The 26432-nt window shown below is 66.4% G+C and carries 27 protein-coding genes and 1 riboswitch; of the genes, 10 read left to right on the forward strand and 17 right to left on the reverse strand.

The window, feature by feature from the left end; genetic code table 11:
- Window positions 1–61 precede the first annotated feature (61 nt).
- Window positions 62–634 (forward strand): histidine phosphatase family protein, encoded by a 573-nt coding sequence (locus tag X265_RS24640; RefSeq protein ID WP_128967161.1) that lies wholly within the window; start codon window positions 62–64, stop codon window positions 632–634.
- Here X265_RS24640 and cobT read toward each other — a convergent pair.
- From cobT to cbiE, 7 genes are read right to left on the reverse strand one after another with little or no spacing between them, the layout of a single operon-like run.
- A complete protein-coding gene (cobT, locus tag X265_RS24645; RefSeq protein WP_128967162.1) occupies window positions 627–1679 on the reverse strand; it encodes a nicotinate-nucleotide--dimethylbenzimidazole phosphoribosyltransferase in 1053 nt (350 codons plus the stop codon). The two genes, X265_RS24640 and cobT, sit on opposite strands and share 8 nt — an antisense overlap.
- Window positions 1669–2439 carry a precorrin-6A synthase (deacetylating) gene (gene cobF / locus X265_RS24650; RefSeq protein ID WP_128967163.1) on the reverse strand — a complete coding sequence of 257 codons (771 nt, stop codon included), beginning with the start codon at window positions 2437–2439 and terminating at the stop codon, window positions 1669–1671. The genes cobT and cobF overlap by 11 nt, the downstream gene beginning before the upstream one ends.
- Entirely contained in the window at window positions 2436–3167 is a 732-nt protein-coding gene (gene cobA / locus X265_RS24655) for a uroporphyrinogen-III C-methyltransferase (protein ID WP_128967164.1), read from the reverse strand. Before cobA ends, cobF begins: the two co-directional genes overlap by 4 nt.
- Window positions 3164–4474, reverse strand: coding sequence for a cobyrinic acid a,c-diamide synthase CobB (locus tag X265_RS24660; RefSeq protein ID WP_128967165.1), 1311 nt, complete (start codon window positions 4472–4474; stop codon window positions 3164–3166). The genes cobA and X265_RS24660 overlap by 4 nt, the downstream gene beginning before the upstream one ends.
- On the reverse strand, window positions 4474–5256 hold the full coding sequence (cobM, locus tag X265_RS24665; RefSeq protein ID WP_128967166.1) for a precorrin-4 C(11)-methyltransferase: 783 nt from the start codon (window positions 5254–5256) through the stop codon (window positions 4474–4476). Before cobM ends, X265_RS24660 begins: the two co-directional genes overlap by 1 nt.
- Window positions 5253–5621: a cobalamin biosynthesis protein gene (locus X265_RS24670; protein WP_128967167.1), complete on the reverse strand. Its 369-nt coding sequence runs from the start codon at window positions 5619–5621 to the stop codon at window positions 5253–5255. Before X265_RS24670 ends, cobM begins: the two co-directional genes overlap by 4 nt.
- Entirely contained in the window at window positions 5618–6799 is a 1182-nt protein-coding gene (cbiE, locus tag X265_RS24675) for a precorrin-6y C5,15-methyltransferase (decarboxylating) subunit CbiE (RefSeq protein WP_128967168.1), read from the reverse strand. The genes X265_RS24670 and cbiE overlap by 4 nt, the downstream gene beginning before the upstream one ends.
- On the opposite strand from cbiE, the gene X265_RS24680 reads away from it, so the two are divergent.
- Window positions 6798–7544, forward strand: a complete 747-nt coding sequence (locus X265_RS24680; protein ID WP_128967169.1) for a cobalt-precorrin-6A reductase — start codon at window positions 6798–6800, stop codon at window positions 7542–7544. The two genes, cbiE and X265_RS24680, sit on opposite strands and share 2 nt — an antisense overlap.
- Here the strand turns inward: X265_RS24680 and cobJ are convergent.
- The 7 genes from cobJ to X265_RS24715 are packed head-to-tail and all read right to left on the reverse strand — an operon-like array spanning window position 7520 to window position 15424.
- Window positions 7520–8254 carry a precorrin-3B C(17)-methyltransferase gene (cobJ, locus tag X265_RS24685; protein WP_128967170.1) on the reverse strand — a complete coding sequence of 245 codons (735 nt, stop codon included), beginning with the start codon at window positions 8252–8254 and terminating at the stop codon, window positions 7520–7522. The genes X265_RS24680 and cobJ overlap by 25 nt on opposite strands.
- Window positions 8251–8982, reverse strand: coding sequence for a precorrin-2 C(20)-methyltransferase (locus X265_RS24690; RefSeq protein ID WP_128967171.1), 732 nt, complete (start codon window positions 8980–8982; stop codon window positions 8251–8253). The genes cobJ and X265_RS24690 overlap by 4 nt, the downstream gene beginning before the upstream one ends.
- 2 nt (window positions 8983–8984) lie before the next feature.
- Window positions 8985–9614 carry a precorrin-8X methylmutase gene (locus X265_RS24695; protein WP_128967172.1) on the reverse strand — a complete coding sequence of 210 codons (630 nt, stop codon included), beginning with the start codon at window positions 9612–9614 and terminating at the stop codon, window positions 8985–8987.
- On the reverse strand, window positions 9614–10774 hold the full coding sequence (cobG, locus tag X265_RS24700) for a precorrin-3B synthase (protein WP_128967173.1): 1161 nt from the start codon (window positions 10772–10774) through the stop codon (window positions 9614–9616). Before cobG ends, X265_RS24695 begins: the two co-directional genes overlap by 1 nt.
- A complete protein-coding gene (cobN, locus tag X265_RS24705) occupies window positions 10771–14019 on the reverse strand; it encodes a cobaltochelatase subunit CobN (protein WP_128967174.1) in 3249 nt (1082 codons plus the stop codon). Before cobN ends, cobG begins: the two co-directional genes overlap by 4 nt.
- The gene (cobW, locus tag X265_RS24710) at window positions 14019–15053 is read right to left on the reverse strand and encodes a cobalamin biosynthesis protein CobW (protein ID WP_128967175.1); all 1035 of its coding nucleotides are present in this window, start codon (window positions 15051–15053) and stop codon (window positions 14019–14021) included. The genes cobN and cobW overlap by 1 nt, the downstream gene beginning before the upstream one ends.
- A complete protein-coding gene (locus X265_RS24715) occupies window positions 15050–15424 on the reverse strand; it encodes a DUF1636 family protein (RefSeq protein ID WP_128967176.1) in 375 nt (124 codons plus the stop codon). The genes cobW and X265_RS24715 overlap by 4 nt, the downstream gene beginning before the upstream one ends.
- Before the next feature lie 95 nt (window positions 15425–15519).
- Window positions 15520–15740, reverse strand: a riboswitch (cobalamin riboswitch).
- Window positions 15741–15781: 41 nt separating this feature from the next.
- Here X265_RS24715 and cobO point away from each other — a divergent pair.
- Together cobO and X265_RS24725 are read left to right on the forward strand one after the other, a co-directional pair.
- The gene (cobO, locus tag X265_RS24720; protein WP_128967177.1) at window positions 15782–16429 is read left to right on the forward strand and encodes a cob(I)yrinic acid a,c-diamide adenosyltransferase; all 648 of its coding nucleotides are present in this window, start codon (window positions 15782–15784) and stop codon (window positions 16427–16429) included.
- 7 nt (window positions 16430–16436) lie between these two features.
- Window positions 16437–17885: a cobyric acid synthase gene (locus X265_RS24725; protein WP_128967178.1), complete on the forward strand. Its 1449-nt coding sequence runs from the start codon at window positions 16437–16439 to the stop codon at window positions 17883–17885.
- On the opposite strand, the gene cobD is transcribed toward X265_RS24725, so the two are convergent.
- Window positions 17874–18839 carry a threonine-phosphate decarboxylase CobD gene (gene cobD, locus X265_RS24730; RefSeq protein ID WP_164938769.1) on the reverse strand — a complete coding sequence of 322 codons (966 nt, stop codon included), beginning with the start codon at window positions 18837–18839 and terminating at the stop codon, window positions 17874–17876. The two genes, X265_RS24725 and cobD, sit on opposite strands and share 12 nt — an antisense overlap.
- A gap of 11 nt (window positions 18840–18850) precedes the next feature.
- Window positions 18851–19792: an adenosylcobinamide-phosphate synthase CbiB gene (cbiB, locus tag X265_RS24735; RefSeq protein ID WP_164938770.1), complete on the reverse strand. Its 942-nt coding sequence runs from the start codon at window positions 19790–19792 to the stop codon at window positions 18851–18853.
- A 121-nt stretch (window positions 19793–19913) separates the two neighbouring features.
- Between cbiB and cobU the strand changes: the two genes are divergently transcribed.
- From cobU to X265_RS24765, 6 genes are all read left to right on the forward strand, one after another.
- A complete protein-coding gene (gene cobU / locus X265_RS24740) occupies window positions 19914–20420 on the forward strand; it encodes a bifunctional adenosylcobinamide kinase/adenosylcobinamide-phosphate guanylyltransferase (protein WP_128967180.1) in 507 nt (168 codons plus the stop codon).
- Entirely contained in the window at window positions 20417–21202 is a 786-nt protein-coding gene (cobS, locus tag X265_RS24745) for an adenosylcobinamide-GDP ribazoletransferase (protein ID WP_128967181.1), read from the forward strand. Before cobU ends, cobS begins: the two co-directional genes overlap by 4 nt.
- A gap of 3 nt (window positions 21203–21205) precedes the next feature.
- A complete protein-coding gene (gene bluB / locus X265_RS24750) occupies window positions 21206–21838 on the forward strand; it encodes a 5,6-dimethylbenzimidazole synthase (protein ID WP_128967182.1) in 633 nt (210 codons plus the stop codon).
- A gap of 194 nt (window positions 21839–22032) precedes the next feature.
- A complete protein-coding gene (locus X265_RS24755; protein WP_128969390.1) occupies window positions 22033–22911 on the forward strand; it encodes an alpha/beta fold hydrolase in 879 nt (292 codons plus the stop codon).
- 101 nt (window positions 22912–23012) lie between these two features.
- Window positions 23013–23978 (forward strand): 2,3,4,5-tetrahydropyridine-2,6-dicarboxylate N-succinyltransferase, encoded by a 966-nt coding sequence (dapD, locus tag X265_RS24760; RefSeq protein WP_128969391.1) that lies wholly within the window; start codon window positions 23013–23015, stop codon window positions 23976–23978.
- Between the two features lie 19 nt (window positions 23979–23997).
- A complete protein-coding gene (locus X265_RS24765; RefSeq protein ID WP_128967183.1) occupies window positions 23998–24903 on the forward strand; it encodes a hypothetical protein in 906 nt (301 codons plus the stop codon).
- A 495-nt stretch (window positions 24904–25398) separates the two neighbouring features.
- On the opposite strand, the gene X265_RS24770 is transcribed toward X265_RS24765, so the two are convergent.
- Window positions 25399–26310: a LysR family transcriptional regulator gene (locus tag X265_RS24770; RefSeq protein WP_164938771.1), complete on the reverse strand. Its 912-nt coding sequence runs from the start codon at window positions 26308–26310 to the stop codon at window positions 25399–25401.
- Window positions 26311–26432: the final 122 nt, after the last annotated feature.

Consider the following 26432-nt stretch of genomic DNA (forward strand, 5'->3'; position numbering starts at 1 on the left):
CGGAGTCAATGTGCCAGACGCGGCGATAAGCCACAGCGGCCAACTTCCCTGGGAGATCTGCATGGAAGGCGAGACCTTCCTCTGGCTGATACGTCATGCGCCGGTCGACGGTGCCGCTGGCACCATCCATGCGGCCGACGCGCCGGCCGATCTCGGCGATCACTCGCAACTAGAGGCGCTGCGCCGGTGCTTGCCGCGCGATGCAGCGAGTTATGCGAGCCCGGCGCGACGCACCGTCGAGACCGCACGCGCCCTGGGGCTCGAGCCTGAGCTGGTGCCCGCGTTCGGCGAGCAGGATTTTGGCGACTGGACCGGGCATCGCCATGACGAGCTCGCCGCAACCGGTGGCGCGGCTTACGCGCAATTCTGGAGCGATCCGGCGCGTGGACGACCGCCTGACGGAGAAAGTTTTGAAGATCAGGTCGCGCGCGTCCGGCAAGGCTTCGCGGAGATTGGCGCAGGCCCGGCAACGCTGGTCGTGCATTCCGGCACCATCCGCGCCGCGCTTTGCATCGCGCTTGACCTGACGCCGCAGGCGGCGTTGCGCTTCGTCGTCGATCCGTTGTCGTTGACCCGGATCGACCGCCTCGCAACCGGCTGGCGTGTCGTGTCGGTCAATCAGCAGGTCAGCTAGGTCTGTCAGGCACATTGGCCTGCGCAAACGTCGCCATCTCATTGTGAAGCGCGCAGGCCGCCCGCACCAGCGGCAGCGCGATTGCGGCGCCCGATCCCTCGCCCAGCCTGAGGTCGAGGCTGATCAGCGGCTGGACGTTCAGCGCGCGCAGCACCAGACGATGGCCCTGCTCCGCCGATTGATGCGACGGCAGCAGGAATGGCTGGCACGACGGATTCAGACGGACCGCCGCCAGCGCCGCAACCGACACGATGAACCCGTCGATCAGCACCGGAATGCGCGCCTGCGCAGCCGCGATGATCGCGCCTGAGATGGCTGCGATCTCGAGGCCGCCGACAGCGCCCAGGATCTTTTCGGGTGAAGCACCCGCCAAGCCGTGACGCCCAATCGCGGCGTCCACCACACGCGCTTTGTGTGCGCGGCCGGCCGCATCGACACCGGTGCCATGACCCGCAATTTCCTCCGCGCTGCTTCCCAGCAGGCTTGCGGCGATTGCCGCAGACGTCGTGGTGTTGCCGATGCCCATCTCGCCGAAGATCAAGAGATCGGGCTGGTTGGTCTTCGCCCGCGCCACCGCACGCTGTCCGGCTTCGAAGGCGAATGCCAGCTCTGCAGGCGTCAGGGCTGGCTCAATGCTAAAATCGCGCGTGCCGTGTCGCGGCTTGTCCGTGACGATGCCCGGCATCTCTTCCTGCGCCAGCGTTCCAGCGTCAACGACTTCGAGAGTCGAACCAAGCTGGCGCGCCAACACCGAGATCGCGGCACCGCCGGACGCAAAATTCGCCATCATGGCGATGGTCACCGCTTGCGGATACGCCGAAACGCCCTGCGCGACGATGCCGTGATCGCCGGCGAAGACGATGATCGGCACGCGGGCGGCGCGAGGTCGTTCGGTCGCCTGCAGGCCGGCAAGCTCGACCGCGAGCTGCTCGAGTCGGCCGAGCGCACCGGTCGGCTTCGTCAGTTGCGCCTGCCGCACGACTGCGGTTTCGCGATCAGCGGCGGAGATATCGGGGCATTTCTGAGTGATCCATTCAGGGAGCATGCTGCCTCGCCTCTGGCCTGCGCTTGAGAATGTAACTGTCCATGATCCAGCCGTGACGCTCGCGCGCGTCCTGCCGCGTAGCGACGATACGCGGGCCCATCTCGGCCAGAGCGCCGGAGATGATGATCTGGTCTGGCATGCCGAGATAGGCGCCCCACCAGATGTGAATTCCATCAGGATCGAGCGACTGGAACGCCGTGCCGCCATCGAGCATCACCACCACGGTATCGACACCTTCAGGCCAGCCGCCTTCGCGCAGGCGGCGTCCTGTGGTGACCAGGAAAGGCTCACCGATGTCGTTGAGCGGCAGCGCATGCGCCGCGCATAGCGCCTGGATCGAGGTGATGCCGGGCACGACCTCGATCTTTGGCAGCGGATTGAGCCGCCGCGCGATGCGCAGCGAGGAATCATAGAGCGAAGGATCACCCCAGATCAGCAACGCAACCCTGCCCTCAGTGCCGGTATGATCGGCGATCGTCTGCGACCAGGCCGCGGCCACGGCGTCATGCCAATCGTCCACGCCCTTGCGATAATCCGCTTCACCCGCGTCGCGCACGGGAAGATCGAATTCGGCGATGCGCGTCGTATCTTTGGTGAGCACATCGGCGCAGATCGTCCGCCTGAGATCGGCGAGATCGGATTTTGCCGTCCCCTTGCGCGGGATCAGGATGAGATCGGCCGCGTTGACTGCTTGAATCGCAGCACGCGTGAGCTGCCCGGGATCGCCGCAACCGATACCGATCAGGGAGAGCGTCATCATGACGGTCCGCCTTCCGCCAGCGCGCCGAACATGATGACAGCGGCCGTGGACGCAGCACCTCCTCGCGCAAGCTGCTCGGCGAGCTCGGCGAGCGTGGTGCGCACCAGCCGCTCGTCGTCGCGGCCAAGGGACTCCGCGAACAGCGCCGGCGTCGTGGGTGCAAGACCGTGCTCGACCAGTCTTGCAACCAGGGCCGGAAAGGTGCGCCGGCCCATATAGATCACCGTCGTCGCGTCAGGATCGGCCAGCGCCGCCCAGTTCAGATTCGGCGGCAGCTCGCCGGTGACATCGGCGCCGGTGACAAATTGCACCCGGCGCGAGGTGTGCCGGCGGGTCAGGGGAATGCCGGCCTGCGCGGCGGCGACGCAGGCCGAGGTCACGCCCGGAATGATCTCGTAGCCGATGCCGGCTTCACGCAAGGTCTCCAGCTCCTCCTCGAGCCGGCCGAAGATGCCGGCATCGCCCGACTTCAGCCGCACGACGCGCGCGCCGGTCGCGGCGTAGTCGATCAAGAGGCGGTTGACATGGTGCTGCTTTGTCGAGGGACGGCCTGCCCTTTTCCCGACCGCGACGAGATTGGCACCGGGCCGGGCCAGATCCAGGATGGCGCCTGAGGCCAGATCGTCATAGAGCACGACATCGGCTTCGCGCAGCCGCGCGGCACCCTTGAGCGTGAGCAGCTCGGGATCGCCGGGGCCGGCGGAGACGAAGGAGACAAATCCGCTCACCGGTCCTCCGCGATCAGATGGAAGAACGTGCCGCTGGCGCGGCCCCGCCGCGAGCCGGTCTCGGCGATGACCGCGCCGGTGGCGTCGTGCACGACGGCCAGCGGCGTATCGGGCTGCGCGGCGATCGTCGAATAGTGAAACTCGTGCCCGCGCAAGCGCGCGCCGATCTCATGTCCCGGCATCGGCGCAGCCAGCGTGGCGAGACGATAGCCCAGATGCATGCGGCGCTTGGCAAAGCTGGTCTCGAGCCCAAGCAAGCCCGTCATCTCGTGCCTGATACCGTCGGCATCGGTCAAAGCGGTGCCCAGCACCATGTATCCCCCGCATTCGCCGTGCACGGGCCGCGTCTCGGCGAAGGCCCGCAGGCCGCTGCGGAAGCGGGCGTTGGCGGCGATCCTGCCGGCATGAAGCTCGGGATAGCCGCCGGGCAGCCAGCAGACATCGGCACTCGCATCGGGCGTCTCGTCCGCAAGCGGCGAGAATGTGGAGATCTCCGCGCCTGCCGCACGCCAGGCTTCCAGCATATGTGGATAGACGAAGGAGAACGCGGCATCGCGGGCGAGCGCGATGCGCTGGCCGGGCGGCGTCACCTTGAGGCCGTTTGCCGCCGGTTGCGGCGACCATGTCGCGGCCGATCGCACCACCGCGTCGAGATCGACGTGCTCGGCGACGAAGCGCGCAGCCTCGTCGATCAGCTTGCCGATCTCGGCCTGCTCCTCGGCCTGCACCAGGCCGAGATGCCGCTTCGGCAGGCTGATCTCGGCATGGCGCGGCAGCGCGCCGAACACGGCAATGCCGGCATCGTTGACCGCGCGCCGCACAAGGTCCTCGTGGCGCGGGCTGGCGACGCGGTTGAGCACGATGCCCGCAAGGCGCACACCGTCGCGATAATCGCGCAGGCCCGCGGCAATCGCCGCCGCGGTCTGCGCCTGCCCGGAGGGATCGATCACCAGAACCACCGGCCAGCCCAGCATCTCGGCGATATCGGCGGTGGCACCGGTGCCGGAAACACCGCGCGCCGCGACACCGTCAAACAGGCCCATCGAGCCCTCCGCCAGCACGATGTCGGCATCAACGCCCCGGCTGACGAGATGCGAAATCATGGCGCGATCCATCGCCCAGCTATCGACATTGACCGAGGCGCGCCCCGTGGCCGCGGCATGGAAAGCAGGATCGATATAATCAGGGCCGCTCTTGAAACACTGCACGTTCAAGCCGCGAAGGCGCCAGGCACGCGCGAGCGCCAGCGTCAGCGTGGTCTTGCCGACGCCCGAAGCCGGCGCAGAAATCACAAAGCCTGCCGCCATCACGACACCTCCGGAAAGCGCGGCTCGGCACCAACAGGCCGATAGCGGCGATCGTAGTCGGCAGCGTAAAGGCGGCTCTCGTCGAAATCCGCGGCGCCAAGTGTCTTGCCGACCAGGATCAGCGCGGTGCGCTCCATCTCGGTGCCGACAGCCGCATCGACCGTTGCGAGCGTGGCACGAACGATGCGCTGGTCCGGCCAGCTCGCGCGCCAGACGATGGCAACCGGGCAATCCGCGCCGTAATGTGGCGTCAGCTCGGCGACGACTTGGTCGAGCATATGAATCGACAAATGGATGGCGAGCACCGCGCCGGTCGCGGCGAATGCGGCGAGCTTCTCGCCTTCAGGCATTGCACTGGCGCGGCCAGGCGTGCGCGTCAGCACGACAGTCTGGGCAAGTCCAGGCAACGTCAGCTCAGCCTCAAGCGCGGCCGCTGCGGCGGAGAACGAGGGAACGCCCGGGGTTACCGTGAAGGATATGCCGAGCGCGCCCAGGCGGCGAAGCTGCTCGCCCATCGCCGACCAGATCGAGACATCGCCGGAATGCAGTCGCGCGACATCTTTGCCCTCTGCGTGCGCGGCTGAGATCTCGGCGATGATTTCGTCGAGCGACAGCGGCGCGGTGTTGACGATGCGCGCGCCGGGCGGGCAATGCGCCAGCACGCCCTCGGGCACCAGCGATCCCGCATAGAGGCAGACCGGGCAGGCGGCGATCAAATCGCGCCCGCGCAGGGTCAGCAAGTCAGGTGCGCCCGGCCCGGCGCCGATGAAATGCACGGTCATGGGCCGTCTCCTTCGGCAATCGCGGCGGTCGCGGTGCGATCCTGCGAGACGACCCGCGTCGCGATAATCCGCGCGCGAGCGCCGGCTGCTGCGAGTGCCGCCGCCTCGGCAACGGAGCCGGTGCCGAACTTTTCGACGACGAGCTCCGACTGCGTAGGCGTGTCGATCCGCGCGAGTTCATCGGCCGGTACCGCCTTGATCGGCACGCCGCACTCGCGCGCGAGCTGCTTCAGGGCCTCTGCATCGGCCTTTTCGCTCACGGTCGCCACAGCCGTGAGGCCATTGGGACCGCCGGCTGCTGCTAGCGCTTCGCGCAACGAGGCGAGCGTCACGTCCTTTTTGAATCCGAGCCCGGCGACCTTCATCGCACCACACTCCACTGCGCCACCGGCCGCGCCGCCTCCCACGAGCGATAACGGCCGAGCGGAGCGGCATGCGCAAACTCGACACGCATCAACTCGCCGCCGTGTTGCTGATGCAGCTCCCCGAGCAGCGCCTCCGTCTCCAGCGTGACTGAATGGGCAACGACCCGTACGCCTGGCTTGAGCCGCGACCAGATGACATCGAACATGGCGCGGTCGAGACCACCGCCGATGAAGACGGCATCGGGTGCCTCGCACGCAGCCAGTGCTTCGGGAGCTTTTCCGGCGAGAATGGTGATGCGGTGCGCCAATCCGAACGCGGCCGCATTGTCGCGAATATTCGCGGCACGATCCTCGCGCAGTTCGATCGCTGTTGCCGTTCCACCGCACAGCGCCCACTCGACCGAGATCGAGCCCGAGCCGGCGCCGATGTCCCACAGCCGCTCGCGCGGACGCGGCGCCAGGGCCGAAAGCGCGAGCGCGCGCACCGGCCGCTTGGTGATCTGGCCGTCATGGGCGAACAGATCGTCCGACAATCCAGAGCTGCGGGGAAGACCCTGCCCTCCCCGCGCCTGGACCGCCACCGCCACCAGGTTTCCGGGAACATCTTCAGCAAACAGATCGGCGCGGTGCTGATCGATGGATTCTCGCGGACCGCCGAGTGCCCGGAGAGACCAGAGAAGCGAGGCGCCCCATCCGCGTCGGGTCAGCCATTTGGCGAGCTCACCGGCGGCCTTCCCGTCGCGCACGAGGCAAATGATGCGCGCATCTTGCGCCAGATGCGGAACAAGACGCTCGAAGGGTGCGGCGTGGAGACCCAGGCAGGCGGTTGCTTCGAGGCGCCAGCCCAGCCTCGCGGCAGCGAGCGAGAAGGTCGATGGCGCCGGATGCGCGATCCATTCGTCGTCCCGCAGCTTCTCGGCAAGACCTGCACCGGCGCCATGCCAGAACGGATCGCCGGAGGCGAGCACCGCCGTCGGTCGCCCGCGGCAGCTCAACACGATCTTCGCATCGAATGGCACCGACCACGCGCGGCCACGGCTTCCGGCATCTGCAAGTGCGAGGTGCCGCTCACCGCCAAACACAATTTCTGCGTCGGCGAGTGCCTTTCGACTTGCCTCGGACAGCCCGGCAAGGCCATCTTCGCCAATACCGATGATGGTCAGCCAGGGATCAGACATGACGCGCGCCCTTATTCTGGGCGGAATTGCCGATGCGAACGTGCTCGCCGCGGAGATCGCGCGCGCCGGCATCGATGCCGTCTATTCCTATGGCGGCCGCACCCGCGCCCCGGCGGATCAGCCCCTGCCGACGCGCATCGGCGGCTTCGGCGGCGCGAGCGGACTTGCCGATACCATCAAGCGCGAAGGCATCACGCATGTGATCGATGCGACTCATCCTTTTGCGGCCGAGATGAGTCGCAACGCCATCGAAGCCTGCGCGCAAACCGGCACGCCGCTCATCGCGCTGGAGCGCGCGCCCTGGAGCAAGGCGCCCGGCGATATCTGGATCGAGGTGGCTGATGTCGACGCAGCGGTCGCCGCGCTGCCCGAAGCGCCCTCGAACGTGTTCCTTGCCATCGGCCGCCAGCACATCGCGCCGTTCGCGCGCCGGCCGCAGCATGCCTACACGCTGCGCTTCGTCGATCCGCCCCAGGCGCCCCTGCCGTTGGCGGCCGAACTGATCGTGTCGCGCGGACCGTTCACAGTCGACCGCGAGCTGGAGATGCTGCGCGCGCGCAAGATCGCCTGGATCGTCGCCCGCAATTCCGGCGGCGACGGCGCGCGCGCCAAGGTCGACGCCGCGCGCCTGCTCGGCCTGCCCGTGATTATGATCTCCCGGCCGCAAGTGCCTGAAAGGCCTCGCGTGGAGAACGTCACTGAAGTGATGCGGTGGCTCGGTCATCGGACCTGCCTCGGCGCGTAGACCCAGCGGCCGACGCGGCGTGTCTGCGAACTGCCGACGATCACGAGCGTGCGCATGTCAGCCATCTCGGGCGTCGCCTCATCCAGCGTCACCGTCACGATTGTCTCATCGGGAGCGCTGATCGCGCGCGCGAAGATCATGAGGCGCTCGCCGCAGCCGGCTTCCTTGAGCACCGCGAGCGCGCTGCCAAATCCCCCCGGCCGGCTCGCCGAACGCGGATTGTACATCGCGATGGAAAAATCAGCTTCCGCAGCCAGGCGCAGGCGCTTCTCGATCACCGCCCAGGGCTTGAGATTGTCGGAGAGATTGATCGCGCAGAAATCATGACCGAGCGGTGCGCCGGCGCGCGCGGCGGCGGCTAGCATTGCGGTAATTCCCGGCAGCACGCGGATCGGCAGGTCCCGATATTGCGGCGCCTGTTCGAGTGCCTCAAACACGGCTGACGCCATCGCAAATACGCCGGGGTCACCCGAGGAGACGACCACCACCTGCCCGCCTTCGGCCGCAAGGCGCAACGCCTCACGCGCGCGCTGCAGCTCCTCGCGGTTGTCGGAGGGATGCAGCCTGAGCCCCGGCCGCGGTGGGACGCGTGCCACATAAGGCGCATAGCCCAGAATGTCGGTCGCGGCGGCCAGCGCAGCGGAGACCTCCGGCGTCACCAGCGCCTCGCTACCCGGGCCGAGGCCCGCGATGGTTAGCGTGCCCGTCATTCGGCAGCATCCGGGTGCCGGCCCGTGCCATGCACCAGCACGATCGCAAAATAGGGACAATCGGCGGCATCGATCTCGGCAAGCCGCACCACGCGCTCGCCCGGCATGGTGCCGCGCTCGACCAGCCAGGCATCGTCGAGCCGGCCTGCGGATGCGAGCGCGCGGCGCACTTTTGCGAGATTGCGGCCGGTCTTCATGACGACCAGCGCATCGGAATCGCGCATGCGGCGTTCGAGCTCGGCTTCGGGAAGCGTGCCCATCAGCACCGTCGTCACGTCGTCGCCGAGCGCGATCGGCTGGCCGACGCCGTTCCAGCAGCCGACCATGCCGGGAATGCCGGCGATCACTTCGATCTCGGAGCGGCCCAGCAGGCGCGTGTGCAGATGCATGAAGGAGCCGTAAAAATAGGGATCGCCCTCACAGAGCACGACGACGTCGACCGCGCGCGACAGCCGCGCCAGCCGCTCGGCCCATTCGTCGTAAAACCCCGCCAGCAGCTGGACGTATTCGGCACTGTCAAACGCGATCTCCGTGGTCACCGGATATTCCATCGGATACTCGGTGACGTCAGCCGCCAGCATGCCTTCGACGATGCGCCGCGCCTGGCCGGGCCGCCCCTTCTTGCGGAAATAGGCGACATGTTTCGCGGCACGCACGGTTCGATCGGCGCGCACGCTCATGAGATCGGGATCGCCGGGGCCGAGACCGCAGCAGATGATGCGTCCCATGACTATTCGCTCCGGCTCGCGAGCGCGTTCACGGCGGCCACCGTGATCGCGGAGCCACCGAGGCGGCCTTCGACCGTCAACGCGGGCACGGGCGGATCAGCCATCAGCGCGGCCTTGGATTCGGCCGCACCGACGAAGCCGACCGGGCAGCCGATGATCGCTGCCGGCCGCGGACAATTCTGGTCCTCCAGCATGTTGAGCAGGTGAAACAGTGCCGTCGGCGCATTGCCGATCGCAACGATCGCTCCATCGAGGTGCGGCCGCCACAGCTCCAGCGCTGCAGCCGATCGCGTATTGCGCATCGATTGCGCCAGCGCGGGCACGGTCTCGTCGCCGAGCGTGCAGATGACGGCATTGGCCGCGGGCAGTCTCGCGCGCGTGATTCCCTCCGACACCATGCGCGCATCGCACAGGATCGGCGCCCCCTTCTGCAAAGCGGCGCGTGCAGCGGCCACCATCCCAGGCGTGAACCGGATATGCGCCTCCAGGCCCACCATGCCGGCGGCATGGATCATCCGCACCACCACCTGCTCCTCGTCAGGTGTGAAGCGCGCAAGATCAGCCTCGGCGCGGATGGTCGCAAAGGATTGCCGATAGATCGCCGCGCCATCGGTCTCGTAAACGTGCGGCATCAGTTCCCTCCCATCAGGACGGAGGGATCGCTGATGATGTCGTCGCGATCGAGTCCGCGCAGGACGGGCTCGTCGCGCGTCGAGCCGCTACGCACGAGATCGAATCCTTGAGCGGTCGCGACCAGCGTGATCGCCGCCGTGCCGGAATGGGCACAACCCTTGACGCAGCCGGAGACGTGAAGCTGCGCAGCCGCGCCGATGTTGTGCGCCAGCGCCGCCGCCAGCGCGCGGGTATCGGCATGGGCCTCGCGACAGCGCGGCGCGCCGCTGCAGGCGATGACGCGCAGCGCCGGATCGTAGGGTTCGGTGATCAGGCCGGGCGCCGACGGCATCGTCCGCTTGCCCTCGCTCAAAACCATTCGCCACGGCGTCATCCGCAGCGCATGCCCGCAACCGGAGAGCTGATGAAGCGTCGCATGCGACAGCTGCCCGAAGGCGACGCCGACCATGGCGCCCTGCGGATAGAGACCGGGACGCGCGGCGGCCATGATCGGCGCAGGCTCCGTCTCGCCCCGCAGCGCCTCGGGCAATTTTGCGCCGGAGGCAAGATGCGTTGCCATCCGCCCTCGTCTGTTCTTGACGCCGGAGGCGACGAACCAGCGCGCAACGGCAAGCGCAGTCGCGACAGCTTCGCCGCGTGCGACGCTGCGGCCGAGTCTGGCGCCCTCCGCGCGCACGAGGAGACCGCCGGCAGCATCACGCTCGATCCGCACGTCGGCGGAATTACCGGCAAGCACGCGCGACTTGCCGTCATCGATGGCGAAGCCGAATTTCATAGGCAGCTCAAGCATGCTGTCCGCCAGCGCCTCCTCCAGCTCCGCTGCGAGCGCCTGGGTCTCGTCGCCGTCGCGCCAGAACGGCGTGACCAGGATATTGCGCCGGGATTCTGTGCCGACATCCGGATCGAGCAGGGTCAGTTGCGCAAGACCGTCGAGCAGCAGCCGGTGGCTGGTGTCACTGACGCCCCTGATCTGGAGATTGGCGCGGCTAGTCACGTCAATCAGCCCGTTGCCATGACGCTCGGCGAGGTCAGCAAGTCCGGCAGCCTGCGCCGCGTCGAGCCGCCCGCCGAACGGACGGACGCGGACCACGAGCCCGTCGCCCGATGGCATCGGCCTAATAGCGCCGGGGCACCAGCCCTTGACCGAAGCCGCGCTCACGACGCCTCCTTCAGCGCAGCCGCGATCGAATTACGGCGCGTTCGCCAGAGCGAGGCCTCGTGCAAGCGGGTGAAGCAGGTTTCCATCGCGGCGAGCGCCGCCTGATTTTCCCGGGCCATGAAGGCGCGAACATCATCATTGCCGAGCGTCGCGTCGTAATAGAGATCGAACAGATGCGGAGGCACGGCGCCGGCGAGATGCGCGAAGGCGGCCATGTGCTCGAGCGTGGCCGTGATCTCGGCGGCACCGCGAAAGCCGTGGCGCATCATGCCGGCGATCCAGGCCGGATTGGCCGCGCGCGCGCGCACGACGCGGGAGATTTCCTCGGTCAGCGTACGCGCGTGCGGCTCGTCGGGTCGCGTCGTGTCGAGATGATAGAGCGATGGCCCTGACACACCGAGATGGGCTGCCGCAGCCGCGACGCCGGCTTCGTGCGCAGCATAGTCGGCGGCGAGCAGCAGGTCTGTTTCCGGCAAATCCTGGGCGTGAACGAACGCAGCGGCCGATGCGAGCCGCTGTTCGATGCCGGCGCGATCCGGCTTGATTCCGCCATCAGCTGTGAATGCCCAGGACGAGGCCGACAGCCAGGCCTCGCCCGCCGCGTCGCGCGTCTCGGATGTGAAGGCATCCGGGATCGCCGAGAGGCCGACGCCATACTGTCCGGGCCGGGGTGCAAACACGCGGGAGACACGGTGGCGGTAGGGATTATCGTCGCCCTCCTCCTCGCGCGATGCGAGCGCTTCGGAAGCGGCTTCGAACAATTGCGCGAGGCCCGTGAAGACATCGCGGAACAGGCCCGACACGCGCAGTGTCACGTCGATGCGGGGACGGCCAAGCTCGGCCGGCGCAATGATGTCGTAGCCGGTGACGCGGCCGGAGGCATGGTCCCAGCGCGGCGCGAGACCTGCCAGATGCAGCGCCATCGCAAACTCCTCGCCCGCGGTGCGCATCGTCGCAGAGCCCCAGAGATCGACGACGAGGCCCTTCGGCCAGTCGCCGTGATCCTGAAGATGGCGGCGCAGCAGCTCTTCGGCGAGCTTGATGCCTTGCGCATGCGCCGAAGGCGACGGCACCGCGCGCGGATCGACGGCGAACAGATTGCGTCCCGTCGGCAGCACGTCGTGACGCCCGCGATAGGGCGAACCCGACGGGCCCGGTGCAACGCGCCGGCCTGCAAGCGCGGCCCGCAGAGCATCACGCTCGGCTTCGCCACAGGCGCCACGGCCGAACACATGGAGGCCGTCGCCGAATTGGCTTTCCTTGAGATCGCAGACGAAGCGATCGATGCGCGGAATGGCTTCGGCCGGCGCGGCCGATGCTTCGAGGCCGAGATCGTGTTCGAGACCGGCGGCCCGGGCCTCGTCGCGGATCGCGGCGATCAAGCGCTGGCGGCGGGCGGGATCGAGACCGTCGGCGGTCGAATATTCGTCGAGCAGCCGTTCGAGCCGGCGCAAGCCTTCCGGGACCGCAGCTGTTTCCAGCGGCGGCGGCAGATGGCCGATGGTGACGGCGCCGATACGCCGCTTGGCCTGCGCCGCTTCGCCGGGATCGTTGACAATGAAGGGATAGATCACGGGGAGATCGCCAATCAGCGCCTCAGGCCAGCAGCTTGAGGATAGCGCCACGGATTTTCCGGGCAGCCATTCCAGGGTGCCATGGGCGCCCATATGCACGACTGCATCGATCTCCTGCGCGCGGAGCCAGAGATAGAACGCGACATAGGCATGGCGCGGGGTGCGAGCGAGGTCGTGATAGTCGGTATCGCGCGTAGCCGCATCGCCGCGCTCGGGCTGAACGGCAATGATTGATCGGCCGCAAGAGATCGCAGCGAAGTGAAACGCACCGTCGCGGCAGCTCGGGTCACTCTCTGGCGCGCCCCAGGCCTGCGCGAGATCGTCCTGCAGTGATTGCAGGAGGCAGGAGAGTGCGGCACGGTATTCGGCGACACTCCACGTCAAAGCCCGCGTCTGCAATCTCTCGCCAAGACCTTGAACCGGCGCAATGCCGTAGCCTGTCTCAGCGAGATCGGAGACCAATGCTCCGACCGACGCCAGCGCATCGAGACCAACCGCATGCGCGATCTGATGCGGACGGCCCGGATAGCTGGAGAGCACGATGGCCAGCCGCTTTTCAAATGCCGGCTTCTGCGCGAGGCGATGCCACGCCGCCACGCGCGCGGCAACAGCCTTCACGCGCTCTTCATCCGGCCTGTGAGCCAGATGCGAAAATTGCAGATCGGGATCGCGCGTGTCCGCCGATTTGAAACTCACCACACCCGCGAACAGGCGGCCGTCGACCTCGGGCAGCACGACATGCATCGCGAGATCGCCGGGCGAAAGACCGCGCAGCGACTCCGCCCAGTCTTCGCGCCGCGCCGACGAGAGCGCGACCTGGAACACCGGACACGATGCCGCATCGAACGGCGTCGTGCCGTCGTCGCCCGCGGCCGAGAACGCCGTCGCGTTGACGATCGCCGCCGGAGGACGTTGGGCGAGATGGCCGCGCAGCCAATCCGCAACGCCCGCGGCTTTCAGCGAGGCCGCGAACACGCTGCAGGCATCGAACCCCTTCTCGCGCAGCGCCGCAATCAGCGCATCGACCGGACCGGTGTCCGCGGCAGTGAGATAGGAGCGATAGAACGTCACCAGCGCGCGTGGTTGACCCTCGCCTTCGGCCGGCGCGGCAATGACACCACGCGCCGGATCGTAAAAACCCATCTCGGGCACAGCCATCTCGCCGGTAACAGGACCGGCATAGAGGCCCGAGGCCAACGCGAGCTGCGCAATCGCCGCCTGCGCCGCGACCGGACCGCCGGTGTCGCAAAGCACCTTGAGCCGGCGCAGCGTCGAGACCGGCAAGGTCGAGTATGCATCGAGCCGCAAATCGTCGCGGCCGTCGGCCGGCAACACGGCCAGCACGATGTTGCGGTTCTTGGCGAGCTGCTGGAGCGCTGCGAGCCCGTACGCCCAATAGGACTCGCCCCCGATCAGACGCACCAAAATGCCGCGCGCCTGCGACAGCGTGCGCTCGATATAGGTGTCGACCGACAGCGGGTGACGCAGTTCCGCGAGATTCGCCAGCCGCAGCGATGGCAGGCTGTCGCGGCCGCGCCGCCAGCCGGCCGCGAACGCCGCGAGATCGGAATCCGAGAATGAGAGCACCACGAGATCGGCCGGATCCTGGCCGATATCCCTTGGCGTCGCGGTCTCTTCCAGACCACGGCTCTCGCGGAAGACGACGTGCATCAGACTCCCAATCCGGCTTTGATCGCGGCCTCGTCGATGTCACCGTGCTCGCCGATCACCACGAGCTTCGACTGCCTGGCGCCCGCCCCCCAGGGCTTGTCGAACTGATGGCGCACGCGCTCGCCGACGGCCTGCAGCAGCAGCCGCATCGGCTTGCCCGCAACCGCGATATAGCCCTTGGCGCGCAGCACATTCTGCTCGCGTGCCAGCTTCTGGACGGATGCGACCAGCGCGTCGACGTCGGCAACTTCAGGAAGATCGATCACGACGGAAGCGAAATCGTCGTGCTCGTGATCCTCCTCGCCGTCATGGTGCGAGGGACGCGCGGCAAGATCGTTCTCCGCGGCAGCACCGAGTCCGAGGATGACGCGCGCATCGATCGCACCATCCGTCACGGGCAGCATTGGCACGCGGCGTGGCATCTCGGCGGTGATCGCAGCCTTGGCGGCCTCGATACCCGCGGTGCCCGCAAGATCGGCCTTGGTCAACAGCACGATATCGGCGCAGGCGATCTGGTCCTCGAACACTTCGGACAGCGGCGTCTCGTGATCGAGATTCTCGTCCGCCGCGCGCTGCGCCTCCACTGCATCCGGATCCGGCGCGAAGCGGCCGGCGGCGACGGCCTCGGCGTCGGCCAGCGCGATCACGCCGTCAACCGTGATGCGCGAGCGGATCTCCGGCCAGTCGAATGCCTTGAGCAGCGGTTTCGGCAGCGCCAGCCCCGACGTCTCGATCAGGATGTGATCGGGGCGCACCGGGCGCGCCAGCAATTGCTCCATGGTCGGAATGAAATCGTCGGCAACGGTGCAGCAGATACAGCCATTCGCGAGCTCGACGATGTTCTCTTCCGGGCAATTGGCATCGGCGCAGGACTTCAGGATCTCGCCGTCGACGCCTTCGCTGCCGAACTCGTTGACGAGCACCGCGAGCTTCTTGCCGCCTGCATTGCTGAGCAAATGCTGGATCAGCGTGGTTTTGCCGGAGCCGAGAAAACCCGTGACAACAGTGACCGGGACTTTTGCGAGCGAGTTCATTCGGCGGCCTCCGGCAACGCGACAACGGGGGGAATGCGGGCAAGCGATTGCTTGCGGAAGATTTCCGGCCGGCTGCGCCAGGGCACCAGTCCATCGGGCGCCGCGGCATAGGCGGCGGCGCCAGCGACCACGTCCTGCGCATTCGCATCCGACAGCCGGCCATAGACATAGGACCAGCGGCCGGGTGCGCTGAGCGCGACCGAGCAGCCCTGGCTGCATGCAGAGAGGCATTCGACGGGAACCACGCTGACGCCCTCGGGCACGCCGGCTTCCAGGATTGCGCCATGCAGACGCTTGCCGGGCGTGAGCTCGCCCTCGCCCAGCGTCTGGCCGGCGCGGCAGGTGATGCAGACATGAAGTGTGACGGTCATCGCCTCTTCCAGAAAGTTCAGCGGGAGGCGAAGAGGCGCACGGACCCTGACTTGCGAGGCCGCTTCCCCGTCGCGGAACACCCCGTCCGCCGGTCCAAAACTCGTCCGCGCTGGCAGGTCTCCCGGCTTGCGGAGCAGGGTCTTTGCCCTTCGATCCCCGCCTTCCCGATCCCTGGGGGGATCAGTGGCTTCGGGCATCTCTCCGGTCACGGTCGCGGGGGCGGCTGCATTTTGGACCCAAATCCTGCCGATTCGGACCCTATCGCATTCCCTCTTCGCCTGTCATAGGACAGGAACCAACGCAGGGCCACCATTTGCCGGTGGCCGCCTCTTGTCAAGCCGAAGGACTGTCGTCCCATGACGCCTGAACCGGATACCCAGACCGCCGACGAAGTCGACGCCAAGACTGACGCAAAGCACGCCGCGAAAATGGCGAAGATCAAAGTCGCCCGCGACAAGATCATGGCGACCAAGAGCGGCGAAAAGGGCCTGATCATCGTCCACACCGGCGCCGGCAAGGGCAAATCCTCCTCGGCCTTCGGCATGATCGTGCGCTGCGTCGCCCATGGTTTCCCCTGCGCCGTCGTGCAGTTCATCAAGGGCGCCTGGGATACCGGCGAGCGGCGGCTGCTCACCGGCCATTTCGGCGAGCTCTGTCAGTTCCACGCCATGGGCGAAGGCTTTACCTGGGAGACCCAGGACCGCGCCCGCGATATCGCCGCCGCGCGCGCCGGCTGGGAGAAGGCCAAGGAGCTGATATCGGATTCCAATTTGCGCATGGTCGTGCTCGACGAGATCAACATCGCGCTGCGTTACGATTATCTCGATATCGCCGAGGTGGTCGATTTCCTGAGGACCTCGAAGCCGCCGATGACGCATGTCGTGCTCACCGGGCGCAACGCCAAGGACGAGCTGATCGAGATCGCCGATCTCGTCACCGAGATGACGCTGGTGAAACATCCGTTCCGCTCCGGCATCAAGGCGCAGGCCGGCGTCGAGTTCTGAAGACACGATGGCACGCGCGCTGATGATCCAGGGAGCCGGATCGGACGTGGGCAAATCGCTCATCGTCGCCGGCCTTGCGCGCGCCTTCACGCGGCGCGGCTTGCGCGTGCTCCCCTTCAAGCCGCAGAATATGTCGAACAATGCCGCCGTCACCGTCGATGGCGGCGAGATCGGCCGGGCGCAGGCGCTGCAGGCGCTCGCCGCCGGCGTCGAGCCGCACACCGACATGAACCCGGTGCTGCTCAAGCCCGAGACCGATGTCGGCGCGCAGATCATCGTGCAGGGCAAGCGCATCGCAACCGCGCGAGCGCGCGACTATGCGGCCATGAAGCCGTCGCTGATGGGCGCGGTGCTTGAGAGCTTCGGGCGGCTGAAGGCGCGCGCCGATCTGGTTCTGGTGGAAGGCGCCGGCAGCCCGGCCGAGGTGAATCTGCGCAAGGCCGACATCGCCAATATGGGCTTTGCGCGCAAGGCCGATGTGCCGGTCGTGCTGGTCGGCGACATCGATCGCGGCGGCGTCATCGCCCAGCTCGTCGGCATCAAGACGGTGATCGACCCTGACGATGCCGCGATGATCCAGGGCTTTGTCATCAACAAGTTCCGCGGCGATCCCACGTTGTTCGATGACGGCTACAAGCTCATCGAACAGAAGACGGAATGGCGCGGGTTCGGCGTGCTGCCCTGGTTTGCACGTGCTAGCGAGCTGCCGGCCGAGGACGCGCTGGGTCTGAGTGATGCGCGCAAGCCCGGCCGGACCAAGCTCGCCTGCCTCGCGCTGTCGCGGATCGCCAATTTCGACGATCTCGATCCGCTCAAGCTCGAGCCTTCAGTCGATCTCGTGATGGTGCGTCCGGGTGAAGCGATCCCGGGCGATGTCAGGCTCGTCATCATTCCCGGCTCAAAATCCACCTGCGGCGATCTTGCCTTCCTGCGCGCGCAGGGCTGGGACATCGACCTCTTGGCGCATCACCGCAGGGGCGGCCATGTACTCGGTCTCTGCGGCGGCTATCAGATGCTGGGCCGCAGCGTTGCCGACCCCGAGGGCATCGAAGGTCCCGCGGGCGAAACGCCGGGACTCGGCCTGCTGGATGTCACGACGCTGATGAGCCCGCAGAAGACGCTGACGCGCGTTGCGGCCGTGCATGCGGCGACGGATCAGCCGATCCAGGCTTATGAGATCCACATCGGCAGCACCGATGGTCCGGACCGCGCGCGCCCGTTCGCAAGACTGAACGGCGAACCGGAAGGCGCGATCTCGCCCGACGGCCGTGTGCAGGGCAGCTATCTGCACGGCCTGTTCACGTCGGATGATTTCCGCAAGGCGTATTTGGCCAAGCTCAACATTACCCCGGGCGAAGAGCCCTATCACGCCAGGGTCGAGAGCGCCCTCGACGCCCTCGCCGATCACATCGAACAGCATCTCGACGTGGAAGGCCTGCTCGCGCTAGCGCGCTAGGACGTCTGCGAGACGTGTCCATTCGGCCTCAGGACCCGGAAGCCCGAGGCGCAACCATGTTGGATGGTCGGCAAACACACGCGACCAGATATGGCCCCGAGCGAGCTTGTCCTGTGCGGCAAGCGGGTCCGGGGTTTCGTAAAGACGGAACAGCGGCGCGCCACCGACGAGCCGCCAGCCCTGCCCTTGCGCCATCTTATCGAGGCGGGCGCAATCCCGCACGAGCCGCGCTGACGTCGCCTTGGCCCAGACGTCATCGCACAACGCACGGCAGCCGATCGAGATCGCCGCCCCCGACACCGGCCATGGACCGGACATGGCTGCGAGCTTGCCCACGTCATCCGCATGGCCGATCGCGAAGCCGAGCCGCAGCCCGGCAAGACCATAGAACTTGCCGAACGAGCGCAGGATTGTCAGCCCCGATCGGTCCGCTTCTGCTGCGAGCGAGAGCTCGGGAACGGGATCGGCAAAACTCTCGTCGATGACGAGGCGACCGACGCGCGGCAACAGCGCGAGCAGATCTGCTGGGAGACAACGGCGGCCGTCCGGATTGTTGGGATTGACGACGATGGCAAGATTGGCCCCCGCCAGCGCATCGAGCTCCCTGACCTCTTCGACCTGCCATCCCGCGGCCGACAGAACCGGCGCATATTCATTATAGGTTGGCGCGAGGATACTCGCCTTTCCAGGCGGCGTGAGTTGTGGCAGCAACTGAATGACAGCCTGCGCTCCGCCCATCGCGACGATCGCAGCCTTCGTGCCATAAGCCTGCCGGGCGGCCTGGTGCAGCGCCTCGATCTCGGATCGCGACGGCAGCGCCCGCCAATGATGCGCGGCGATGTCGCCGATGGGATAAGGCAGCCGATTGATCCCGGTCGACAGATCGATCCAGTCTTCCGCGCGCCCGCCAAAACGCTGCTGGGCCAGATCGAGATTTCCACCGTGCTCACGCATGCCCCGTTCTTTCATGCGATGGCCAGGATCGCAAGGACACCTGCGAGTAGCAACATACCGCGTCGGTAGATCGCCAGCGCCTCGGAGATGTCTTCGGCATGCGGATCGCGCGCGCCTTCGTTGAGCCAGGGCTCGTCGGTCGCATTGCCGTGATAGATGCGCGGCCCGCTGAGCCGTACGCCGAGCGTGCCGGCCATCGCGGCTTCCGGCCAGCCGGCATTGGGCGAGCGATGGCGGCGCGCATCGCGCGTCATGCACGACAGCGCCTCCGTTCGCCGCGCTGCCAGCAGCACGAACAGGAATCCCGTCAGCCGCGCCGGGATGAAGTTTGCGACATCGTCGATGCGCGCAGCCGCCCAGCCAAACGCCTCGTGACGTTCGTTGCGATGGCCGATCATGGAATCCAGCGTGTTGATCGCCTTGTAGCCGAGGATGCCGGGCAAGCCGAACAGCGTGCCCCAGAACACTGGGGCGACGATTCCGTCCGAGGCATTCTCCGCGAGACTCTCGATCGCCGCACGCGCGATGCCGGACTCATCGAGCGCGGCGGGATCGCGGCCGACGATGCGCGAGACCGCTTCGCGCGCGCCGCCGATGTCGCCTGCCTGCAAAGGAGTTGCGACATCAGCGACATGATCGTGCAGCGAGCGCAGCGCGACCAGCGGCCACGCCAGGACGCTGACCAGCACGATCTGAATCCACCCCGAGGGAAGTAGGACCTGAAGCAGCCAACCGAGCCCAACCGCCAGCGCGATCACGGACAGCGCGCCAGCGACACCAGCCACTCGGCGAACCGCCGGCGGATCGGAGGCGCGATTCCAGCCGCGATCGATGACACCGATCAACCGGCCCAGCCAAGTCACGGGATGGCCGATCCGCGCGAACAGCGGTGACGGCCAGCCCGTGAAGGCATCCACCGCCATCGCCACCACCATCGCGCCCGCAAAACCCATGCCCGCCTCCTGCTCCGCCCCTGTTGCGCAAAGCAAGGGTTGAACGCAAGCCCCCGGATCCCTGATTTCGGCTTTGTCTTTGGCCGCGATTGGTGATTAGTCAGGCCCACAGGAGATTTTGATGGCCGTCATCTTGATCACGGGCGGAGCGCGATCGGGCAAGAGCGTCCGCGCGGAAGCGCTTGCGCGCAGCTTTCCGGACCAGCCGCCGATCTACATCGCTACGGCCGAGGCGCTCGATGTCGAGATGGAAGCACGCATAGCTGGGCATCGCGCGCGACGCGGAACCGGTTGGATCGAGCGCGAGGCGCCGCTCGACCTCGTGCCCGCGCTCGTCGCGAGCGATGGCGGCGGCGCAAGGCTGGTGGATTGTCTGACGCTGTGGCTCTCCAACCTCATGCATGCGGAGCGCGATTGGGAGCGCGAGGTGAGCGAGCTCGCCGCTGCCCTGCCCCGCCTCAAGAGCCCCGTCATCTTTGTCACCAACGAGGTCGGACTTGGCATCGTGCCGGACAACGCATTGGCGCGCAGCTATCGCGATGCCGCCGGCATCATGAACCAGACAATTGCTGATGTCGCCGATAAGGTCGAGTTCGTGGTCGCCGGCCTGCCGATGAAGCTGAAATGACGCCGCGCGCCGACATCCTGAAAGACGTCGTCGCTGATCTCAGGATCGCTGCGTCTTTCGTCACGATCATGCCGGTGGCCTCGTCGAAGCCATCAGGCGACGGCGCCATCGCACGCGCAACCTGGGCGCTGCCGGTTGCGGGACTGCTGGTGGGGCTTGCGGGCGCACTGGCCTACAAGATCGCGATCCGCCTTGGCCTCGCGCCCAATCTCGCCGCCTTGCTCACACTGGCAACGACAGCCCTCGTCACCGGCGCGCTGCATGAGGATGGGCTCGCCGACACCGCCGATGGTCTCGGCGGTGGATACACGCGCGAGCGCAAGCTGGAGATCATGCGCGACAGCCGGATCGGGACCTATGGCGTCTGCGCGCTGATCCTGTCGTTCGGCTTGCGCTGGAGCGCGCTGGTCGCGATCGCCAGTCCGTGGGGCGTGATGCTCGCATTGATCGCGGCACATGCCGCGTCACGCGCGGGCGTGCCGGCCTTCATGTCGCTGGTGCCCCCGGCGCGACGCGATGGACTTGCGGCCAGTGCTGGCACGCCGCCGGGCCGCAGTGTCGCCATCGCCTTCGCTGTTGGAACGCTCGCGCTTGCCCTTGCGCTCGGGCCTGCCAAGGCGCTGGTCGGCCTGGTCCTGCTGTCGATTGCGGGGTTGACGCTGGCGCGGCTCGCGATCCGTCAGATCGGCGGACAAACCGGCGATATCCTCGGCGCGTTCGAGCAGGCGTGCGAGATCCTGATTCTGCTGGTTGCCGCAGCCTTCCTTCATGCGGGAGGATGAGCCGTGGTCGAGTTCGACGATACCTTCCGCCGGCAATTGCGCGAGCTGTTCGTGTGGCGCCGCGACGTGCGCCACTTTCGTACCACAGCGCTGCCCGACGGCGCCGTGGAGCGGCTGATCGAGACGGCCTGCCTGTCGCCGTCGGTCGGCCTGAGTCAGCCGTGGCGCTTCGTCATGGTCGACGATGCCGCGCGGCGTCGGGCCGTGATCGACGATTTCAGGGCGTGCAACGCCGAGGCGCTGAATTGCTATTCCGGCGAGCGCGCCAGCCGCTATGCCGCGCTCAAGCTCTCAGGCCTCGAACAGGCTCCCTGCCACCTGGCCATCTTCGCCGACAAGGCGAGCGACATCGGCCATGGTCTCGGCCGCGCCACCATGCCGGAGACGACGGAATATTCCGTGGTCGCGGCCATCACCGCAATGTGGCTCGCCGCGCGCGCCGAAGGAATTGGGATTGGCTGGGTCTCGATCCTCAGTCCGGAACGCATCCATGCGGTGCTCGACGTGCCCGCCTCCTGGAAATTCATCGCCTATCTCTGCATCGGTTATCCCGAGGCGGAGTGCGACCAGCCCGAGCTCGAGCGGGCGAAGTGGGAAAGCCGCCGCAACCCGGACGAATTCACGCTAAAGCGGTAGTCGGTCGCCCGAGCTATCATCGTCATTGCGAGCGAAGCGAAGGAATCGAGTATCTTGCTGACGCAGCGCTTTGCGCGGCGTCGACGAGGGCGCTGGACAATATGCTCGCACCGGCCCAGGAACGTACGGCTACACACTGAAATCAGGAATCACAGGAGCCACCCGTGCGCGCAAGATGCCTCGCCATTCTCCTCATGCTGCTCGCGCCTGGCGCCCATGCCGAGGGGGCGTTCCCGTCAACCTTCCAGGTCAAGACCGTCCCGGCCAACGGCACGCAAATTCATGTGCGCGTCGGCGGCAAGGGACCCGCCGTGATCCTGATCCACGGATTTGGCGACACCGGCGACATGTGGGACAAGCTCGGCGCGGATCTTGTGCGCGACCACACCGTGGTCGTGCCGGACCTGCGCGGCATGGGCCTCTCGGCAAGGCCCGAGAGCGGCTATGACAAATGGACCCAGGCCGCCGACATGCGCGGCGTCTTGCAAGCGCTGGGCATCGAGAAGGCCGTCGTCATCGGACACGATATCGGGACCATGGTGGCCTATGCCTATGCGGCGCGATACCGCGACCTGACCGAAAAGCTGGTCGTCATGGATGCCCCGGTGCCCGGCGTGCCGCCGTGGGACGAGATCGTGCGCAGCCCGCAGCTCTGGCACTTCGATTTCGGCGGCCCCGACATGGAGCGGCTGGTCAGGGGGCGCGAGCGCATCTATCTCGACCGCTTCTGGAACGAGTTCGCAGGCACGGCGTCGAAAGTCACGGAAGCGACGCGCCGTCATTACGCGGAGCTCTATGCGCGGCCGGGCGCGATGCATGCCGCCTTCGCGCAATTCAGGGCGATCCGCACCGACGCCGAAGACAACAAGAAGGCGATCGCGACCAAGCTGACCATGCCCGTGCTCGCCATCGGCGGCGAGAAATCCTTCGGCAAGATGGAAGCTGTCGTGATGCGGAACGCGGCGACCGACGTCACCGAGGTGGTGATTCCCGGCGCCGGGCACTGGCTCATGGAGGAAGATCCGGCCGCGACCATCAAGGCGGTCCGCGCGTTCCTCGACGGCAAGAAATAAGCCGACAAGCCGGGCTGACGCACCTCAGCCCGGCTTTCCCCCTGGCGAGAACTCGCGTATCCACGGCGTGAAAGATTGCAGGGGGAGGAATTCACGTGACGATGGAGCTCAAGGGCGCGCGGGGCGAAGGCTTTGCGACGATTGCCGCGGACGGCCGCGTGCTGGATTCCTGGTTTCTTCAGCCGACCCTGGTTGCGGAGGACGGCAAGGCGGCAACGGTCCGGCTCACGAACGAGGAGATCGTCAAATCGTTGGGGTCGTCCGCCGACGGATATGCGCGCCACGACGACATCCGCAATGTCGACATCGTTGCCATCCGGACAGAGATTGGCTCCCTCGCATCCGCACCGACGGACGTGCACGACGCCTATTTGCGGCTTCATCTGCTGAGCCACCGGCTGGTCCAGCCGAATGGCCTGAACCTCGACGGCATATTCGGTCTGTTGCCCAACGTTGCCTGGACGACATCAGGTCCGTGTGACCCCGTCCGCGTCCCGGAAGCGCGCCTCCTGGCGCGAAAGCGTGCCCTCCCCTTCGAGGTGGCGGGAATCGATAAGTTTCCGCGCATGACCGATTATGTGACGCCTGCGGATGTGAGGATTGCTGATGCGGATCGGGTCAGGCTCGGCGCCCACCTGGCTGCGGGCACAACGGTCATGCATGAAGGCTTTTGCAATTTCAATGCGGGCACGCTCGGTCCCTGCATGGTCGAGGGGCGCATCAGCGCCGGCGTGGTGGTGGGAAGCGGCAGCGACATCGGCGGCGGCGCGTCGATCATGGGGACGCTTTCGGGAGGCGGGAAAGAGAAGATCACGGTCGGTGAGCGCTGCCTGATCGGAGCCAACGCCGGCATCGGCATTTCACTGGGCGACGATTGCATCGTCGAAGCCGGCTGTTACGTCACGGCAGGCGCGCGCATCCTGTTGGAAGATGGCCGGGTCGTGAAAGCCAAGGAGCTGTCCGGCGAAAGAGGCCTGCTCTTCCGTCGCAATTCGCAGAGCGGCGCTCTCGAGGCAACAAGACGCAAAGGCAATTGGGGCGGGCTCAACGCGCAGCTTCACGGCTAGCGTACAGCCCAAATGAACCTTGCTTGCGCTGTCCGCGTCAAATGAAAACCTCAGCCTCGGACCGCGCGAGGTATCACGCACCGGTGCCTTCCATGCGAGTAGGTCGTCGGAAAGCACCCATCGATGTTTCCGGCGGGACATTTTGCAACGACAGATCGCCATGCGCTGGCCTCTTCCTGCCCTCCAAATCGTCGTCGCGTTCGCGAGCGCGTTCAATGTCATCCGTTTCAGGTTGGACAACCTGCTCCTGGAGGGGGCCGCCGAGCTCGATCACCTGACGCTTGCTGCTCTCGTCACGATTGCCGTGCTCACGGCTGCCGTCCTCGCGCTCTGTTGGCGGGTTCCTGCCGCGACGACGCGGGGCACGACACTGGCGCTTGTCCTGGTCGCGTTGACGGCGCTGTCCGGATTTGTGCCGCAAACGGTTCAGAAGGAGCGCCGTACCGCCGAGCACGTTGCAAGCCAGGCGCAAGCAGAGCGCCGCGAGCAGACGTTTGCGCGCGAAATGCAGGGATGGGCCGATGATATCGACAAGCGCATCGCTGGACCGCATCCGCTTGAGCCAGACCAGGCCTGGGCCTTTCTCGATGCCGTCAGCAGTGCCGGCTACAGGGACGATGGCCCCAACCCTCTGAGCGCGCGAGCCCTGGAGCTGCTGCAAAAGGCGCTCGCCGCAGAACTCCTCGACGTCAATGCCGAAGTGCCCGGCCATCGGCTCAAGGATCCGACCGCCCGATCGCTGTTCCTGCAGTTCTATAAGGAACGCATCGAGCCGCTCCGATATTCGCTTGCGAAGCAGGATTGGGAGATCATGCGCCTGCTCGCGACCAGGGCCGAGCTTTTGCAGCCTGATGCTGCGCCCCTGGTCGCAGATCTCAAGAAAACAATGGTGCCGGGTCCATCGCGGTTCATCAGCCTGAAGTAGGGTTCGCCCGTCGGCGCGTAGGATTGTTTGCGAAAGCTACCGCAATTATTTCGCGTAGGTTCGTGCCATGACTGCGTATCGTCACGACGTTGGTCCCGCGCGGATGCTTCGCGCGACGTCTCCTGAAATGCATGGATACGACCGATGTCATCGACGAGCGGTGATCGAGAGAGAGGGTTTCGCAAGGGCTCGACTCGTCCCACGAGCTACGAGCTTATAGCCCAAGCAGTGCCTTGAAGCCGTATCCAAGCAGAACGCCCGAAGCAGTCACAGTCGCCGTGGCAGCATTTGCAACGATTCCATCCTTGACCTCAGTCAGATACTGAAAGACGATCGGCCTAATAAGCGCGGCAACCATCTCGGTGCGCACTTGGGGAGCCTTCAGGAACGTCGTGCGGCGGAAATTTCGGCCTCACGCTGGCCCCGTTCTCCACTGCTGTTTGGGATCCCGCGGACATCGACAGGGTGGCTGCACAACGATTCTACGCGGCAACTTCACCACCTCCGCACGCCCGCTTCATCCTCCCGCCCAAAGCGCTCGACCAGAAAATCGATGAACAGCCGCACCTTCACTGACAGATGCCGCGTCGGCGGATAGACCGCATAGAGCGCCAGCGGCGGCGCGGAATAATCGTCCAGAACGATCTGCAGTTCACCCTTCTTCAACGCATCCGCGGCGATGAACTCGGGCAGTAGCGCGAGGCCCCTGCCCTTGATCGCGGCATCGCGCAGCACCTCGGCATTGTTGACGCAGAGCGACCAGGACGGCTGGATCCAGTGATCGCCATCGCGGCCGGACAGCTTCCACTGATTGCCCGTCAGCAGGAAGCCGTAAGTGAGCGAGACATGCTCGCGCAGATCCTGCGGATGCCTTGGCGACCCGTGATACGCGAGATAACCGGGCGAGGCGCAGATCATGCGCGGCACCGGCATGATTTTTCGCGCGATCAAGCTCGACGATTCCAAATCCGCAATCCGCAGCGTCACATCAAAGCCGTCCTGTACGGGATCGAGCAAATCGTCGCTGAGCACGATCTGGAGCTGAAGCTCCGGATAGCGCGCCATGAAATCGGCGAGCACGGGCCCGAGCTGCATCGTGCCGAACGACATCGGCGCGTTGACGCGGAGCAGTCCACGCGGCGCCGACTGGGCCTGCGTCACCGCCTGGTCGGCGGCCTCGATCTCCGAGAGGATCACCACCGCGCGCTCGAAATAGCGCTGGCCGTTTTCGGTTGGGCTGGCGTGGCGGGTGGTCCGGTTCAGGAGCTGGACGCCCAGGCTCTCCTCGAGGTCGGCGATGTATTTGCTGATCGCCGAGCGCGACAGGCGCAGCTGCCGCCCGGCTTCGGCAAAGCTGCCGCTTTCGACCACCTTCACGAAGGCCCGGAGGCTGGCGACCTTATCCAAGGGCCCGCCCTGGCGATTGTTTCCAAATCGTAGACATAGCCGACATATTTGCACGGATTGTCTTCAATCCAAAGCGGAACAATATTTCCGCCAGAGCAAGACCGCTCCCCACGACCAGGAGG

It is taken from the genome of Bradyrhizobium guangdongense (assembly GCF_004114975.1).
Lineage (GTDB): Bacteria > Pseudomonadota > Alphaproteobacteria > Rhizobiales > Xanthobacteraceae > Bradyrhizobium > Bradyrhizobium guangdongense.